We start from the raw sequence: 15552 nt of genomic DNA, 5'->3' as shown, positions 1-15552 counted from the left end.
AAGGAGAGATGCGTGAGGCGATTGCCGGGGATTTTATTGCTTACAGGGGCAACGCTGGTCGTGATTGTCGCGTTGCTCGTGAGCGGGCTACGCCTCGTTTTACCGCATCTGGACAGCTGGCGTCCGCAGTTGCTGGCGAAAATCGAATCCACCACCGGCGTGCCGGTGGACGTAAGCCAGGTCAGCGCCAGCTGGCAGAATTTTGGCCCGACGCTCGATGTCCGGGATATCAACGCAAGCCTGAAAGACGGCGGTTATCTGAAAATCAAACGCGTAACCCTGGCGCTGGACGTCTGGCAAAGCCTGCTGCATCTGCGCTGGCAGTTTCGCGATCTCACCTTTTATCAACTCCAGTTTCTGACCAATACGCCGCTGACGGGCGGTGATAACAATCAGGGCCTCGAAGCCAACCGCTTCAGCGATCTCTTTCTCCGCCAGTTCGATCATTTCGATCTCCGTGACAGCGAAGTGAGCTTTATTACACTTTCCGGCCAGCGCGCCGAGCTGGCGATCCCGCAGCTAACCTGGCTCAACGGTAAGGATCGGCACCGCGCCGAGGGGCAGGTTAATCTTTCCAGCCTGAACGGCCAGCACGGCGTCATGCAGGTGCGTATGGACCTGCGGGACGATGACGGTCTGCTAAACAACGGTAAAGTCTGGCTGCAGGCCGACGATGTGGACGTGAAGCCCTGGCTCGGCGACTGGTTACAGCAAAATATGCAGCTGGAAACCGCCCGTTTCAGCCTTGAGGGCTGGATGACCCTGACGAAAGGGAAATTTGCCAGTGGCGATATCTGGCTGAAGCAGGGGGGAGCGAGCTGGAAGGGCGAAAAACAGCAGCATCAGCTTTCCGTCGATAACCTCACCGCGCACGTGACGCAGGAGAAAGAGGGCTGGCAGTTTGCCATCCCCGATACGCGCATCACGATGGACGGCAAGCCGTGGCCGCGCGGTGCGCTGACGCTGGCCTGGATGCCAGAGCAGGACGTGGGCGGCGCGGCCAGCAAACGCAGCGATGAGCTGCGCATCCGCGCCAGTAACCTGGATCTGGCGGCCATTGAAGGCCTGCGCTCGATGGCCGCAAAACTCTCTCCGGACCTGGGCGAGATCTGGCTGGCGACGCAGCCGAGCGGAAATATTGATTCTCTGGCGCTGGATATCCCGCTCCAGGCGACGGAAAAAACCCGTTTCCAGGCATCCTGGAAAGACCTTGCCTGGAAGCAGTGGAAGATGCTGCCGGGTGCTGAGCATTTCAGCGGCAAGCTGGAAGGCAGCGTGGATAACGGCAGGCTGACGGCCAATATGCACAACGCCAAAATGCCTTACGAGACGGTCTTCCGCGCGCCGCTGGAAATTGAACAGGGCAGCGCTGTGCTTAACTGGCTACGTAACGACAAAGGTTTCCAGCTTGATGGCCGCCATATCGATGTGAAAGCCAAAGCGGTTCACGCGCGCGGCGATTTCCGCTATCTGCAGCCTGCAGGTGATGAGCCGTGGCTGGGCATTCTGGCCGGGATCAGTACTGATGACGGTTCTCAGGCCTGGCGATACTTCCCGGAAAACCTGATGGGTAAGGCGCTGGTCGACTATCTGAGCGGCGCAATTCAGGGCGGTCAGGCGGACAATGCCACGCTGGTCTACGGCGGTAACCCGCATCTTTTCCCGTACAAACATAATGAAGGCCAGTTTCAGGTGCTGGTGCCGCTGCATAACGCCACCTTCGCGTTCCAGCCGGGCTGGCCCGCGCTGAAAAACCTGGATATCGAGCTTAACTTCCTCAACGACGGACTATGGATGAAGTCCGACAGCGTGGCGCTGGGCGGCGTGACGGCCAGCAACCTGACGGCCAACATCCCGGACTACTCAAAAGAGAAGCTGCTGATTGATGCCGACATCAACGGCCCGGGGAAAGCGGTGGGACCGTACTTTGAAGAGACGCCGCTGAAAGAGTCGCTGGCGGCGACCCTTCAGCAGCTCCAGCTCGATGGCGATGTGAATGCTCGCTTACATCTTGATATCCCGCTGGACGGTGAGATGACCACCGCCAAAGGTGACGTCCGGCTGAAGAACAACAGCCTGTACATTAAACCGCTTGATAGCACTCTCAAAAACCTCAGCGGACAGTTCAGCTTTGTGAACGGTAATTTGAAAAGCGAGCCGCTTACCGCCAGCTGGTTTAATCAGCCCGTGAATATCGACTTCTCGACAGCCGAGGGGCAAAAGGCTTATCAGGTGGCCGTCAATCTGGACGGCAACTGGCAGCCGTCGCGTATGGAGGTCCTGCCGAAGCCGATTGAGGCGTCAGTGGCGGGTGCGGTCGCCTGGCAGGGCAAAGTGGCCATCGACCTGCCTTATCATGCGGGGGCACAGTATAAGGTCGACATTACGGGTGACCTGAAGAATATTCGAAGCCAGCTGCCTGCGCCGCTGGATAAACAGGCCGGACAGTCGCTGCCGGTGAAGCTTAACGTGGATGGCAATCTGGACAGCTTCGCGCTGACCGGAAGCGCGGGCGGAACAAACCACTTCAACAGCCGCTGGCTGCTTAACCGCAAGCTCACCCTCGACAAAGCCATCTGGACGACGGACAGCAAAACCACGCCGCCGTTGCCTGAGCATGCGGGCGTTGAGCTTAACCTCCCGCCGATGGACGGCGCGGAGTGGCTGGCGCTGTTCCAGAAAGGCGTTGGGCAAAACGTTGATGAGGCCGCCCAGTTCCCGCAGACCATTACCGTACGCACGCCGTCGCTGATGCTGGGCGGACAGCAGTGGAACAACCTGAGCATTGTCTCTCAGCCAACCGCTAACGGCTCAAAAGTGGAGGCTCAGGGCCGGGAGATCAACGGCACGCTGACCATGCGCAACAACGCGCCGTGGCAGGCAGCGATTCGCTATCTCTATTACAACCCGGCCGCCGCGGGTAAAGATAAACCGGCGAATGCCTCGCCGCTGAGTAATACTTCCCGCGTCGATTTTAGCGGCTGGCCCGATGTGCAGCTGCGCTGCGCGGAGTGCTGGCTGTGGGGGCAAAAGTACGGCCGTATCGACGGTGATTTTGCCATCCAGGGGAATACGCTCAAGCTCTCCGGTGGATTGATCGACACCGGCTTTGGCCGCATGACGGCGGGCGGGGAATGGGTGAATAACCCGGGCGAGCAGCGAACGTCCCTGAAGGGTGACATTAAAGGCAACAAGCTGGATGCGGCAGCCAACTTCTTTGGCATCAGCACGCCGCTGCGCGGTTCGTCATTTAACATCAATTACGATCTTCACTGGCGTGATGCCCCCTGGAAGCCGGACGAAGCGTCACTGAACGGCATTCTGAAAACACACTTTGGCAAAGGCGAAATCGCCGACGTGAGCACGGGGCGCGCCGGACAGATCCTGCGCCTGCTGAGTTTTGATGCGCTGCTGCGCAAGCTGCGCTTTGATTTTAGCGACACCTTCAGCGAAGGCTTCTACTACGATTCCATCAGAAGTACGGCGTGGATCAAGGACGGCGTTTTGCACACGGACGACACGCTGGTGGATGGCCTTGAAGCGGATATCGCCATGAAGGGCTCGGTCAACCTCGTGCGTCGCGAGCTGGATATGGAAGCCGTGGTGGCGCCGGAAATTTCCGCGAGCGTTGGCGTGGCGGCGGCCTTTGTGGTGAACCCGATTGTCGGTGCGGCGGTGTTTGCCGCCAGTAAAGTGCTGGGGCCGCTGTGGAGCAAGGTCTCCATTTTGCGCTACCGCATTACCGGTCCGGTCGATAAACCGCAGATTAACGAGGTGCTGCGCCAGCCGCGCAAAGATGCACAGCAATGATTTGACGTGGGCAGGTAATTGCCTCACTCTCAATAAATACGATCTTTATACCGCCACGGGCGGCAACGAACGAGTAGCAATACGATGAGTCTGAACCTGGTAAGTGAACATTTGCTCGCAGCGAACGGCCTGAGCCATCAGGACCTGTTCTCCATTCTTGGTCAACTGACCGAACGCCGTCTCGACTACGGCGACCTTTATTTCCAGTCGAGCTATCACGAATCCTGGGTTTTAGAAGACAGCATCATCAAAGATGGCTCATATAACATTGACCAGGGCGTCGGCGTGCGCGCCATCAGCGGCGAAAAAACCGGTTTTGCCTATGCCGACCAGATAAGCCTGGCCGCGCTTGAGCAGAGCGCGCAGGCCGCGCGTACCATTGTGCGCGATGCCGGCGACGGTCGCGTGAAAACCCTGGGTGAAGTGCAGCACTCTGCGCTCTATACCAGCATCGATCCGCTGCAGAGCATGAGCCGTGAAGAGAAGCTGGACATTCTGCGCCGCGTGGACAAAGTGGCGCGTGCCGCCGACAAACGCGTACAAGAAGTCTCCGCCAGCCTGAGCGGTGTGTATGAACTGATTCTGGTGGCGGCAACGGACGGTACGCTGGCGGCCGATGTGCGTCCGCTGGTGCGTCTTTCAATCAGCGTGCAGGTCGATGACGACGGCAAACGCGAGCGCGGCTCAAGCGGCGGCGGCGGCCGTTTCGGCTATGACTGGTTCCTGGGCGACGTTGACGGCGAAGCGCGCGCTGACGCGTGGGCAAAAGAAGCCGTGCGCATGGCGCTGGTGAACTTGAATGCCGTCGCGGCGCCAGCCGGAACATTCCCGGTGGTGCTGGGCGCAGGCTGGCCGGGCGTGCTGCTGCACGAGGCCGTAGGCCACGGCCTGGAAGGCGACTTTAACCGTCGCGGAACGTCCGTGTTCAGCGGCCAGATCGGGCAGCTCGTCTCCTCTGAGCTTTGCACCGTGGTGGATGATGGTACCATGCGCGATCGTCGCGGCTCGGTGGCTATCGACGATGAAGGTACGCCAGGCCAGTACAACGTGCTGATCGAAAACGGCGTGCTGAAAGGCTACATGCAGGACAAACTCAACGCGCGCCTGATGGGCGTAGCGCCAACGGGTAACGGCCGTCGTGAATCCTACGCGCACCTGCCGATGCCGCGCATGACCAACACCTACATGTTGCCGGGCAAATCCACACCGCAGGAGATTATCGAATCCGTGGACTACGGTATCTTTGCGCCAAACTTTGGCGGCGGCCAGGTGGACATCACCTCCGGTAAGTTTGTTTTCTCCACGTCAGAAGCGTATCTGATCGAGAAAGGCAAAGTGACCAAAGCGGTCAAAGGTGCGACGCTGATTGGCTCCGGTATTGAAGCCATGCAGCAGATCTCCATGGTCGGCAACGATCTGAAGCTGGATAACGGCGTGGGCGTCTGCGGTAAAGAGGGCCAGAGCCTGCCGGTTGGCGTGGGCCAGCCAACGCTGAAAGTGGACAACCTGACGGTGGGCGGCACGGCGTAATTTCCCCCCCTCACCCCGGCTCTCTCCCCAACGGGGAGAAAAGACCGCACGGAGCAGTCCCCTCTCCCCGTTGGGGAGAGGGTTAGGGTGAGGGGAAAGACCTATTCTTTTCTTCTTCCCCGCATCCCCTGAAACAGCTCCGCCACGTCCACAAAATACTCGGTCAGATAATTAATACACACCTGTACCTTGAGCGGGAGTTTGTCTTTTTCGGTATACAGGGCGTACACCGGACGCGGATCGGACTGGTAGCGCGGGAAGAGGATCTCCAGCACGCCGCTGTTGATCTCGTTGATCACCCACATTAACGGCACGTAGGCGATCCCGGCACCGGCCACCAGCCAGCGCGAAATGGTCATTGGATCGTTAGTGACAAACCGTCCTTCCGGCAGCAGTTTGGTAGAGATCCCTTCCGGGGCAATCAGCTCAAATTCATTATCGGGCCGCACGCTGTACTCCAGCCACGAGTGGTTGGTGAGATCGGCGGGTTTCTCCGGAACGCCGTACTGCGCCAGATAGCTTTTCGAGGCGCAGACGACCATCGGCATGCTGCCCAGCCTGCGCGAGAACAGGCTGGAATCCTGCAACGCGCCGACGCGGATCACCACGTCCAGCCCGTCGGCAATCAGGTCCGGCGCGGGAATGCCCGTCACCAGATTTACCGTTAAGCCTGGATACTCCTTCAGCATGTCTGCCGTCATGGCAGCGAGAACATTTTGTGCCATAGTTGAAGAACACCCGATGCGCAGCGTGCCGATGGGGGTGTTGTTGAAGGCATAGAGCTGCTCATGAACATCCTGCACTTCATGCATCATGCGTCGGCAGCCCTGATAGTAAATTTTACCCGCTTCCGTCAGCCCAATGCTGCGGGTACTGCGGTTGAGCAGCTTAACCTGAAGCTCATCTTCCAGTTTGGACACCGTCTGGCTGATGGATGAGACGCTCATCTGAAGCTGGCGTGCTGCGGCGGTAAACGAGCCCAGTTCAACCACTTTGGCAAAGACCGACATGCGTTTTAAACGTTCCATTGTTCACTCTGGCTTAAAAGTGATTTAGATCACATATTATAGATAACAGCATAACAGTTACGTTAATATATTATTAATTACATAACGGCTGCGCCATTCTCGCCCGGCGTTTCTTGCTCTCCTGCGGTGGCGTGCGCTAAAAAATTCTGAAGCCTGCACTCTCTCTTATCAAGGTTAACATGAGTCTGTTTCCCGTTATCGTGGTGTTCGGTCTGTCGTTCCCACCGATATTTTTCGAGCTTCTTTTATCACTGGCGATCTTCTGGCTGGTGCGCAAGGTGCTGGTCCCTACCGGGATCTACGATTTTGTCTGGCACCCTGCATTGTTCAATACCGCGCTGTATTGCTGCCTGTTTTACCTGATATCGCGCATGTTTGTCTGAGGTTGATGTGAAAACGCTAACAAGAAAAATCTCCCGCACTGCCATCACAATGGCGCTGGTTATCCTCGCCTTCATCGCTATTTTCCGTGCCTGGGTCTACTACACCGAATCACCGTGGACGCGTGATGCACGCTTCAGCGCCGACGTGGTGGCAATAGCCCCTGACGTGGCCGGTCTTATCACGGCGGTCAACGTTCACGATAACCAGCTCGTGAAAAAAGATCAGGTCCTGTTCACCATCGACCAGCCTCGCTACCAGAAAGCGCTGGAGGAAGCGGAAGCCGACGTGGCCTATTACCAGGCGCTGGCCGCGGAGAAACGCCGCGAGGCGGGTCGTCGTAACCAGCTGGGCGTACAGGCCATGTCCCGCGAAGAGATAGACCAGTCCAACAACGTGCTGCAAACCGTGCTGCACCAGCTGGCGAAAGCGCAGGCAACGCGCGATCTGGCGAAGCTCGACCTGGAGCGTACCGTGATCCGCGCGCCAGCCGATGGCTGGGTGACCAACCTCAACGTTTATGCCGGGGAGTTCATTACCCGCGGCTCAACCGCCGTGGCGCTGGTTAAGCAGAACTCCTTCTACGTGCTCGCCTATATGGAAGAGACCAAGCTGGAGGGGGTACGTCCGGGTTACCGGGCTGAAGTCACGCCGCTTGGCAGCAACCGCGTCTTTAAGGGCACGGTCGACAGCGTTGCCGCAGGGGTAACCAACTCCAGCAGCTCTAACGATGCCAAAGGGATGGCGACGGTGGACTCCAACCTGGAGTGGGTGCGTCTGGCACAGCGCGTGCCAGTACGTATTCATCTGGACGAACAGCAGGGCAACCTGTGGCCAGCGGGCACTACCGCGACGGTGGTGATCACCGGCGAAAAAGATCGGGATGCCAGCCAGGATTCGCTCTTCCGTAAAATTGCCCACCGCCTGCGCGAGTTTGGTTAATCGCCATGGGTATCTTTTCCATCGCCAGCCAGCACATTCGCTTCGCCGTGAAGCTGGCGTGCGCCATTGTGCTGGCGCTGTTTGTCGGCTTCCATTTCCAGCTTGAAACCCCTCGCTGGGCGGTGCTCACCGCCGCGATTGTTGCGGCGGGCCCTGCCTTCGCCGCGGGCGGGGAGCCCTACTCTGGTGCGATCCGCTATCGCGGGATGCTGCGTATCATCGGAACCTTTATCGGCTGTTTCGCGGCGCTGACCATTATTATTCTGATGATCCGCACGCCGCTGCTGATGCTCATGGTGTGCTGTATCTGGGCGGGTTTCTGCACCTGGATTTCGTCTCTGGTAAAAGTGGAGAACTCCTACGCCTGGGGGCTGGCGGGCTATACGGCGCTAATTATTGTTATCACGATCCAGTCCGAACCCTTGCTCGCGCCGCAGTTTGCCGTGGAGCGCTGCAGCGAGATTGTGATTGGTATTGTCTGCGCGATCGTGGCTGACCTGCTTTTCTCCCCGCGCTCGATCAAGCAAGAGGTGGATCGCGAGCTGGACGCGCTGATCGTTGCCCAGTACCAGCTGATGCAGCTTTGCATTAAACACGGCGACAGCGAAGAGGTGGATAAAGCGTGGAGCGGGCTGGTACGCCGTACGCAGGCCCTGGAAGGGATGCGCAGCAACCTCAATATGGAGTCGTCGCGCTGGGCCCGGGCGAATCGTCGCCTTAAAGCCCTTAACACCGTCTCTCTGACGCTGATTACCCAGGCGTGCGAAACCTATCTCATCCAGAACACTCGACCGGAAGCGGTTACCGATACGTTCCGCGAACTGTTTGCCGAGCCGGTAGACACCGTACAGGACGTGCATAAGCAGCTTAAGCGCATGCGCCGTGTGATTGCCTGGACCGGGGAGCGCGACACGCCGGTGACCATCTACACCTGGGTCGGCGCCGCGACGCGCTATCTTCTGCTGAAACGCGGTGTAATCAGCAACACTAAAATCAGCGCGGCGGAAGAAGAGGTGCTCCAGGGCGAAGTAGTGATCAAGGCGGAATCTGCCGAGCGGCACCACGCGATGGTCAACTTCTGGCGTACCACGCTTGCCTGTATGCTCGGCACGCTTTTCTGGCTGTGGACGGGCTGGACGTCCGGCAGCGGCGCGATGGTGATGATTGCCGTCGTGACCGCGCTGGCGATGCGTCTGCCTAACCCGCGCATGGTCGCCATTGATTTCCTCTACGGCACCATTGCCGCCCTGCCGATAGGCGCGCTCTATTTCCTGGTCATCATTCCGTCGACGCAGCAGAGCATGCTGCTGCTCTGTATCAGCCTGGCGGTAATGGCGTTCTTTATCGGCATTGAGGTACAAAAGCGGCGACTGGGATCGCTGGGGGCGCTGGCGAGTACGATTAATATCATCGTGCTGGATAACCCGATGACCTTCCATTTCAGCCAGTTCCTCGACAGCGCGTTAGGTCAGCTTGTTGGGTGTTTCCTGGCGATGATGGTGATTCTGCTGGTACGGGATAACTCGCAGGCCCGGACGGGGCGCGTGCTGTTGAACCAGTTCGTGTCGGCTGCCGTGTCGTCGATGACCACCAATACCGCGCGCCGTAAAGAGAACCACCTGCCCGCGCTCTATCAGCAGCTGTTTTTACTGCTGAACAAGTTTCCGGGGGATATCGCGAAGTTCCGCCTGGCATTAACCATGATCATTGCGCACCAGCGTCTGCGTAACGCGCCGGTGCCGATCAACGACGATCTCTCGGCCTTCCACCGTCAGCTGCGTCGTACCGCCGACCATGTGCTTTCCGCCAGCAGCGATGACAAACGCCGCCGTTACTTTACCCAACTGCTTGAAGAACTCGATATTTATCAGGAAAAGCTCAAACACTGGCAGGCGCCGCCACAAGTGACCGAGCCGGTAGGGCGGCTGGTGTTTATGCTGCATCGCTACCAGAATGCCCTAACTGATAACTGACCGACGTAAAAAACCGACGCCAAAAGCGTCGGTTTTTTTGTGGCTATACTTATTCCAGCACGTACTTACATTCAGGAAGGGAGGACACATGACGACCCAGGCGCTTCAGGACAACACTCTTTTTCAGACCGGCTATCTGGTTAACGGCCTCTGGAAAACGCTGGACACAACGTTTGATGTGCTGAACCCCGCGACCGGTGAGGTCATCGCTAAAGTTGCGAAAGCGGGTAAAGCGCAAACCGAAGAAGCGATTGCAGCGGCCACCAAAGCCTTCCCGGCATGGCGTGCCAAAACCGCGAAAGAGCGTTCGGCCATTCTTTACCGCTGGTACGAACTGATTATTGAGAATAAAAGTTGGCTCGGGCGGTTAATGACCACCGAGCAGGGTAAGCCCCTGAAAGAGGCGGAAGGGGAAGTGGAGTACGCCGCCAGCTTTATCCAGTGGTTTGCCGAAGAGGCCAAACGCGCGAACGGTGAAATTATTCCGCCGATCAAGCCCGGCTCGCGCATTCTTGCGACCCGTGAGCCCATCGGCGTCGTCGCGGCCATCACGCCCTGGAACTTCCCGATGGCGATGCTCACCCGCAAGTTAGGCCCGGCGCTGGCGGCCGGATGTACCGGCGTCATCAAACCGGCAAATAACACGCCGCTCAGCGCCTTTGCGCTGCTGACGCTGGCAAAACAGGCGGGCGTGCCGGATGGCGTGCTCAACGCGGTGGCCGGAAACACCCATGAGATCAGCGATGCGATCATGGCCAGCCACGACGTGCGTAAAATCTCCTTTACCGGTTCAACCTCCGTCGGCAAAACGCTGGTGCGTAACGCCGCGGAAACCATGAAAAAAGTCTCCATGGAGCTGGGGGGAAATGCCCCGTACATCGTTTTCGAGGATGCAGACATTGACGCAGCGGTTAAGGGCGCTATCGCCAACAAGTTCCGCAATGCGGGGCAGGTTTGCGTCAGCGTGAACCGCTTCTACATTCAGGAAACCGTCTACGACAAATTTGTGAATAAGCTCGCTGATGCGGTTAATACTCTTAAGGTGGGGAATGGTCTTGAAGAGGGCGTGGTCGTTGGGCCGCTGATCGAACCTGCGGCGGTCAACAAGGTGCGCGAGCACGTTGAAGATGCTGTCGCACGGGGGGCGACCGTGCTGGCGGGCGGTAAACCCCATCCTCTGGGCGGCAATTTCTGGATGCCAACCGTGTTGGGCGACTGCCACGAAGGCATGAAGCTGGCAGAGGAAGAGACGTTTGGCCCGGTTGCGGCCTGTTTCCGCTTCACCTCGGAAGACGAAGTCATCCAGCGCGCCAACAACACGCCCTACGGGCTGGCGGCTTACTTCTACACCCAGAACCTCTCCCGGGTTTTCCGCGTTTCGCAGGCAATCGAGAGCGGGATGATTGGCATTAACGAGTGCGCCGTTTCTACCGAGCTGGGGCCTTTTGGCGGCGTGAAAGAATCCGGTCTTGGACGTGAGGGATCCGTGCTGGGGCTGGAAGAGTATCTGGAAGTTAAAACCCTGCATATCGGGGGATTATAATAGACAGGGCGGCATCTGCCGCCCGCCTGGACTGGGTGGCTGGCAATGAAAACTTATACGTTTGATTTTGACGAAATCGACAGTCAGGAAGACTTTTATCGGGAATTTATCCGGGCGTTTGATCTTGAACGGGAAAGCGTGACGAATCTGGATACGCTTTGGGATGTGGTCACCGGCAGTATGTTGCCGCTACCGCTGGAGATTGAGTTTATTCATCTTCCTGAAAAGCTGCGCAGACGTTTTGGCGCGCTGATATTGCTGTTCGATGAAGCAGAAGAAGAGCTTGAAGGGCAGTTGCGCTTTAACGCGCGGCATTGAATGAAAAAAAGCCCCTGACCACGAGGCCAGGGGCAAGTCGTATGATGAGATACGACGAGGGTTTATTTATACAGTTCAGCCGTGGCATGCCAGTGGTCACCCTGATTCAGTTCGGTGACGCGATAGCTGCTGGCGCCTGCTTTTTCAGCTTTGGCGGCAAGCTCCTGACGAATGTCCATCGGGGAGCCGGTGACTGACGTCACGGAGACGCTGCCCATTGGCTGCAGATTTTGTGCCTGATCGGCATTCACTTGCTGTACGGCTGCGCTTGCGCCGAAAGAGAGAACGGATGCCAGACCCAGGGTTGCGATGATCAATTTGGTTTTCATAGTCTTTACTCCTGAACAGTTTTTTTGCTCAACGGCGAGAAGGGTTGTACCGCTATTTTTATGCCTGGTGCCGTTGAGTGGAGAGTTACGTCTTCAGTGATTACTAAAACTTATTTGTACAGCTCGGCGGTGGCGTGCCAGTGGTCACCGGAACGCGCTTCGATGATGCGATAGGATGAGGCACCTTTTTCTTCCGCTTTTTTGTTCAGCATTTCATGCATGTCCATTGGAGACGTGCCAACAGCGCCGACAGAAACCGTACCGATTGCCTCACGGGACTGCGCCTGGTCAGCATTAATAGCGTCAGCCGCGAAAGCACCGAAGGACAGGACAGACAGGACGCTCAGCGCCGCTACAGTAGTTTTGATTTTCATGATTCTTACCTCGTCGAATTTTTTAGTGGGGTCTTGTTTCGTGACCCTCATCACAAAATCAAGTATACACTAATAACGCCAAAAATTAATACCAGACTAATGGTTTCCCTTGTTATTACGTGTTAAACGCCCGATTTTTTATAACCAAATTGCATATTATTGGGTGTTTTATGAGCAGTTCGTGCTGGTATTTATAAGTAAATCATAGGGATATCGCATTTTGATTTTTTGTGCGATTTACGGGATTGTTATTCGCTGGCTGAATGTTAATGAGTGGTAAAAAGCACTAATCGTCAAAGCAGGGGCAGTGAAATAAAGGGGGAAATGTTATGAGAGCAGAATGATCCCCGCAGCGGCGCTACGGGGAGAGAGCATTACAGTTCCTGTTCGAACAGAACCAGAATCGCTTCGTGGAGATCCTTTACGGAGAAACCGCTAGCCGGGGTGGTAAAGATGGTGTCATCTCCGGCAATGGTGCCAAGGATACCCTCTGTTTTACCTAACGAGTCCAGCATGCGGGCAATCAGCTGCGCGGCGCCCGGGCTTGTGTGGATGACCACAACGGCGTCGTTATAGTCGATATCCAGAACCAAATTCTTGAGCGGGCTGGAGGTGGTCGGCACGCCAAGTTCTGCCGGCAGGCAATAGACCATCTCCATCTTGGCGTTGCGGGTACGCACCGCGCCAAACTTGGTTAACATGCGGGAGACTTTCGACTGGTTGATGTTATCGAAGCCTTGTTCCTGCAGCGCCTGAACAATTTCTCCCTGAGAACTGAATTTCTCTTCTTTAAGTAGCGCCTTAAACGCCTTTACTAATTCTTCTTGCTTAGACGAGCTTCGCATAAGTCACCCGGAATATGACGAAAGAAACAACATTATTATGCATGTGGATGAATTTTTATGCAAATTATCTGCTCAGCGGCAGGCTGAAATAATGTTATGAAAGGGAGAGATTTTATCAGATTTCGTTATCAGAAAACATGCCTGGGTCACGCCGCGCAAATAAGCTTAAAAGTAAATTAAATGTTATCAAAATGATGTTGTTTTGGTGGCGGGGCAGGGTGTATTGTAACCACCTCTTAATTCGTTGCCATCTGGCGTCAGATAGCTTTCTGGTGAGAGATAAAGTCGTGCGACCTCAAATTCTTTAGCTTCGAAAATTGTAATTAAAGACTTGCTGATTTAAGGTCGCGGCAACGGATTTACAGATACTTAAGTTAACCATAATAAGGAGTTTAGGATGAAAGTCGCAGTCCTCGGCGCTGCTGGTGGTATCGGCCAGGCGCTTGCCCTACTACTGAAAACCCAACTGCCTTCAGGCTCAGAACTCTCCCTGTACGATATTGCTCCGGTAACCCCAGGCGTGGCGGTTGACCTGAGCCACATCCCGACCGCTGTAAAAATCAAAGGCTTCTCCGGTGAAGATGCGCGTCCTGCGCTGCAGGGTGCTGATGTGGTCCTGATTTCTGCAGGCGTGGCGCGTAAGCCAGGCATGGATCGTTCAGACCTGTTCAACGTCAACGCGGGCATCGTGAAAAACCTGGTGCAGCAGATCGCTGAAGTGTGCCCGAAAGCGTGCATCGGTATCATCACTAACCCGGTGAACACCACCGTTGCTATCGCAGCCGAAGTGCTGAAGAAAGCGGGTGTTTACGACAAAAACAAACTGTTCGGCGTGACCACGCTGGATATCATCCGTTCCAACACCTTCGTTGCTGAGCTGAAAGGTAAACAGCCAACAGAAGTGGAAGTGCCGGTTATCGGCGGCCACTCTGGCGTGACCATTCTGCCTCTGCTGTCGCAGATCCCAGGCGTAAGCTTCACCGAGCAGGAAGTGGCTGACCTGACCAAACGTATCCAGAACGCGGGCACCGAAGTGGTGGAAGCGAAGGCGGGTGGCGGTTCTGCAACCCTGTCTATGGGCCAGGCGGCTGCCCGTTTCGGTCTGTCACTGGTTCGCGCCCTGCAGGGTGAGAAAGGCGTTGTTGAATGCGCTTACGTTGAAGGCGACGGCGAACATGCCCGCTTCTTCTCTCAGCCGCTGCTGCTGGGCAAAAACGGTATTGAAGAGCGTAAGTCTATCGGTACGCTGAGCGCGTTTGAGCAAAACGCGATGGAAGGCATGCTGGACACGCTGAAGAAAGATATCACCCTGGGTGAAGAGTTCGTTAACAAGTAAAACGCACGCCACCCGATAAAAAAACGGAGCTTATCGCTCCGTTTTTTTTATGCTTATCAGTTAGTGGCCGGGTATTCCTGAACCGTCACGTGCAGCGTCAGTTTCTTATCGTTACGCATGACTTCCACAGGGATGATAGAGCCAGGGCGAATTTCGGCCACCTGGTCCATCGTCTCCAGCGCAGAGACTGCCGGCGTGCCGTTGACCGAGACGATGACATCGTTAACCTGAATCCCCGCATTAGCCGCCGGTCCACCTGGTGCGACCTCGTTGACGACGATGCCCTGAATCTGATCGATACCGCCACCCTGAGTATGCATCGGCGCAATTTCGCGCCCGCCGATACCGATATAGCCGCGTATCACGCGCCCGTCGCGGATCAGCTTATCCATAATCTTGGTCGCCAGCTGGAACGGAATAGCAAAGCCGATCCCTTCTGGCGTCTCGCCGTCGTTGCTTTTATCGAATGAGAGGGTGTTGATGCCCATCAGTTCGCCCAGCGAGTTGACCAGCGCGCCGCCTGAATTACCGTGGTTGATTGACGCATCCGTCTGCAGGAAGTTCTGCCGTCCTGACGGGTTGAGGCCAATGCGACCGGTTGCGCTGATGATCCCCTGGGTAATCGTCTGTCCGAGATTATAAGGGTTACCGATAGCCAGAACGACGTCGCCAATGTGAGGCGTGCGTTTGCGGTTGATCGGAATGACCGGCAGGCCGCCCGTGGCGTTAATCTTCAGCACGGCCAGGTCGGTGAGGCTGTCTGAACCCACAAGCAACGCCTCAAACACGCGACCATCCTGCAGGGCGACGATGATCTGATCGGCATCGTTGATCACGTGTTTGTTCGTAATAATGTAGCCGCGCTCGTCCATAATCACCCCGGAGCCAAGGGTGCGGATCTCCAGCTGATTATGTGCTGAGCTATTAAGGCCGCGGTTATAAACGTTAACCACGGCAGGGGCGGCACGGCGAACGGCCTGGTTATAGGTCGCCGGCGTTTCATCCGTGCTGTCAAACTGGGGAGCCGACAGCTTATTGAACTGACGCAAAGACGGCATCGCCAGCAGCAGCAGGCCAGCGACAATCAAACCGATGACAGTGGAACGTAAGAGCTTTAAAAGCATGATGCGCGTGTCGTGAAAA

General features: G+C 56.5%; 13 protein-coding genes. 8 read left to right on the top strand and 5 right to left on the bottom strand.

Annotated elements, in window-relative coordinates:
• The first annotated feature begins 12 nt into the window (after positions 1-12).
• Positions 13-3810 carry an AsmA2 domain-containing protein YhdP gene (gene yhdP / locus AC4ICF_RS20825; protein WP_316379836.1) on the top strand — a complete coding sequence of 1266 codons (3798 nt, stop codon included), beginning with the start codon at positions 13-15 and terminating at the stop codon, positions 3808-3810.
• An 84-nt stretch (positions 3811-3894) separates the two neighbouring features.
• A complete protein-coding gene (tldD, locus tag AC4ICF_RS20820; RefSeq protein ID WP_316379837.1) occupies positions 3895-5340 on the top strand; it encodes a metalloprotease TldD in 1446 nt (481 codons plus the stop codon).
• A gap of 101 nt (positions 5341-5441) precedes the next feature.
• Here the strand turns inward: tldD and aaeR are convergent, their stop codons facing one another.
• Entirely contained in the window at positions 5442-6368 is a 927-nt protein-coding gene (gene aaeR, locus AC4ICF_RS20815) for an HTH-type transcriptional activator AaeR (RefSeq protein ID WP_116343535.1), read from the bottom strand.
• A gap of 179 nt (positions 6369-6547) precedes the next feature.
• On the opposite strand from aaeR, the gene aaeX reads away from it, so the two are divergent.
• From aaeX to AC4ICF_RS20790, 5 genes are all read left to right on the top strand, one after another.
• Positions 6548-6751, top strand: a complete 204-nt coding sequence (gene aaeX / locus AC4ICF_RS20810; RefSeq protein ID WP_003860416.1) for a p-hydroxybenzoic acid efflux pump operon protein AaeX — start codon at positions 6548-6550, stop codon at positions 6749-6751.
• A gap of 7 nt (positions 6752-6758) precedes the next feature.
• Complete coding sequence (gene aaeA, locus AC4ICF_RS20805; protein ID WP_028014599.1) at positions 6759-7691, top strand: p-hydroxybenzoic acid efflux pump subunit AaeA; 933 nt, start codon at positions 6759-6761, stop codon at positions 7689-7691.
• Between the two features lie 5 nt (positions 7692-7696).
• On the top strand, positions 7697-9664 hold the full coding sequence (aaeB, locus tag AC4ICF_RS20800) for a p-hydroxybenzoic acid efflux pump subunit AaeB (protein WP_116343534.1): 1968 nt from the start codon (positions 7697-7699) through the stop codon (positions 9662-9664).
• A gap of 88 nt (positions 9665-9752) precedes the next feature.
• Entirely contained in the window at positions 9753-11207 is a 1455-nt protein-coding gene (locus AC4ICF_RS20795) for an NAD-dependent succinate-semialdehyde dehydrogenase (RefSeq protein WP_116343533.1), read from the top strand.
• 45 nt (positions 11208-11252) lie between these two features.
• Complete coding sequence (locus AC4ICF_RS20790) at positions 11253-11525, top strand: barstar family protein (protein WP_116343532.1); 273 nt, start codon at positions 11253-11255, stop codon at positions 11523-11525.
• 62 nt (positions 11526-11587) lie between these two features.
• Here the strand turns inward: AC4ICF_RS20790 and yhcN (AC4ICF_RS20785) are convergent, their stop codons facing one another.
• From yhcN (AC4ICF_RS20785) to argR, 3 genes are all read right to left on the bottom strand, one after another.
• On the bottom strand, positions 11588-11854 hold the full coding sequence (gene yhcN, locus AC4ICF_RS20785) for a peroxide/acid stress response protein YhcN (protein ID WP_061096934.1): 267 nt from the start codon (positions 11852-11854) through the stop codon (positions 11588-11590).
• 110 nt (positions 11855-11964) lie between these two features.
• Positions 11965-12228, bottom strand: coding sequence for a peroxide/acid stress response protein YhcN (gene yhcN / locus AC4ICF_RS20780; RefSeq protein WP_014885423.1), 264 nt, complete (start codon positions 12226-12228; stop codon positions 11965-11967).
• A 374-nt stretch (positions 12229-12602) separates the two neighbouring features.
• Positions 12603-13073 (bottom strand): transcriptional regulator ArgR, encoded by a 471-nt coding sequence (argR, locus tag AC4ICF_RS20775; protein ID WP_008502836.1) that lies wholly within the window; start codon positions 13071-13073, stop codon positions 12603-12605.
• Between the two features lie 397 nt (positions 13074-13470).
• On the opposite strand from argR, the gene mdh reads away from it, so the two are divergent.
• Entirely contained in the window at positions 13471-14409 is a 939-nt protein-coding gene (gene mdh, locus AC4ICF_RS20770; protein WP_014885422.1) for a malate dehydrogenase, read from the top strand.
• Positions 14410-14465: 56 nt separating this feature from the next.
• Here the strand turns inward: mdh and degS are convergent, their stop codons facing one another.
• On the bottom strand, positions 14466-15533 hold the full coding sequence (gene degS, locus AC4ICF_RS20765) for an outer membrane-stress sensor serine endopeptidase DegS (protein ID WP_116343531.1): 1068 nt from the start codon (positions 15531-15533) through the stop codon (positions 14466-14468).
• Between the last annotated feature and the right edge of the window lie 19 nt (positions 15534-15552).

It is taken from the genome of Enterobacter sp. ECC_219_Taxon_10 (assembly GCF_058354905.1).
This window is presented reverse-complemented; position numbering and strand designations above follow the sequence as displayed.

What these genes read in the sequence shown, in the direction of transcription:
- tldD (WP_316379837.1), top strand. Translation starts at nt 3,895, where the DNA reads ATGAGTCTGAACCTGGTAAGTGAACATTTGCTCGCAGCGAACGGCCTG.
- aaeR (WP_116343535.1), bottom strand. Translation starts at nt 6,368, where the DNA reads ATGGAACGTTTAAAACGCATGTCGGTCTTTGCCAAAGTGGTTGAACTG.
- aaeX (WP_003860416.1), top strand. Translation starts at nt 6,548, where the DNA reads ATGAGTCTGTTTCCCGTTATCGTGGTGTTCGGTCTGTCGTTCCCACCG.
- aaeB (WP_116343534.1), top strand. Translation starts at nt 7,697, where the DNA reads ATGGGTATCTTTTCCATCGCCAGCCAGCACATTCGCTTCGCCGTGAAG.
- AC4ICF_RS20795 (WP_116343533.1), top strand. Translation starts at nt 9,753, where the DNA reads ATGACGACCCAGGCGCTTCAGGACAACACTCTTTTTCAGACCGGCTAT.
- AC4ICF_RS20790 (WP_116343532.1), top strand. Translation starts at nt 11,253, where the DNA reads ATGAAAACTTATACGTTTGATTTTGACGAAATCGACAGTCAGGAAGAC.
- yhcN (WP_061096934.1), bottom strand. Translation starts at nt 11,854, where the DNA reads ATGAAAACCAAATTGATCATCGCAACCCTGGGTCTGGCATCCGTTCTC.
- yhcN (WP_014885423.1), bottom strand. Translation starts at nt 12,228, where the DNA reads ATGAAAATCAAAACTACTGTAGCGGCGCTGAGCGTCCTGTCTGTCCTG.
- argR (WP_008502836.1), bottom strand. Translation starts at nt 13,073, where the DNA reads ATGCGAAGCTCGTCTAAGCAAGAAGAATTAGTAAAGGCGTTTAAGGCG.
- mdh (WP_014885422.1), top strand. Translation starts at nt 13,471, where the DNA reads ATGAAAGTCGCAGTCCTCGGCGCTGCTGGTGGTATCGGCCAGGCGCTT.
- degS (WP_116343531.1), bottom strand. Translation starts at nt 15,533, where the DNA reads ATGCTTTTAAAGCTCTTACGTTCCACTGTCATCGGTTTGATTGTCGCT.